This window comes from Mesorhizobium sp. M7A.F.Ca.CA.002.05.1.1 (assembly GCF_003998335.1).
In the GTDB taxonomy this organism is placed as follows: Bacteria; Pseudomonadota; Alphaproteobacteria; order Rhizobiales; family Rhizobiaceae; genus Mesorhizobium.
Map to the genome: position 1 here is coordinate 1 of NZ_RZQI01001611.1, position 510 is coordinate 510.

At 66.1% G+C, this 510-nt stretch carries 1 protein-coding gene; it reads right to left on the reverse strand.

What is annotated here, in order from left to right; all coding sequences use genetic code 11:
- Window positions 1–9: 9 nt before the first annotated feature.
- Window positions 10–426, reverse strand: a complete 417-nt coding sequence (locus EN939_RS37335) for a DoxX family protein (RefSeq protein ID WP_127272143.1) — start codon at window positions 424–426, stop codon at window positions 10–12.
- Window positions 427–510 lie beyond the last annotated feature (84 nt).

Genomic DNA, 510 nt, shown 5'->3' on the forward strand with positions numbered 1-510 from the left:
GCAGACATCTCAGGAATTCCACATGCGATGGCCGCGCCCGTCGACCGACCAGGCTCCCGCACCGGCCATGGCCAGCGCAACAGATCCGCCTGATATCGCAATGTCCTTCATCAGCATCTGCTGGTGCAGGAAGGAGAGCATCGCGTCGCCGCCGCCCTGGCCGTAATGGCCGATGAACCCGGCGGCAATGCAGAAGGCAGCGAGCAGCAGCGCCGCGATCCGGGTCTGGAAACCGACCAGGACGAGCAGCCCGGCGATCACTTCGAACAGTCCCGTGCCCCAGGCGGCAAGTGCCGGCAGCGGCAGGCCGAGGTTTACGAAATAGCCTGTGGTGCCGGCTATGTCGCTCAATGCCTGGAAACCGGAGGGCACGAACAGGGCGGCGAGCAGCAGCCGGGAGAGCAGGAGCAGCGCGTTGCGGGGCATGTTCACCTCCCTCGGCCGCCGGCCGGCTTCGTCCCGATAGCCCCTATCCTAGCAGAAAACTCCGGCCAGCAGATCGGCGGGCAT

Bases quoted from the DNA above. Each gene is read 5' to 3' on its own strand.
- EN939_RS37335 (WP_127272143.1), bottom strand. From the start codon at position 426: ATGCCCCGCAACGCGCTGCTCCTGCTCTCCCGGCTGCTGCTCGCCGCC.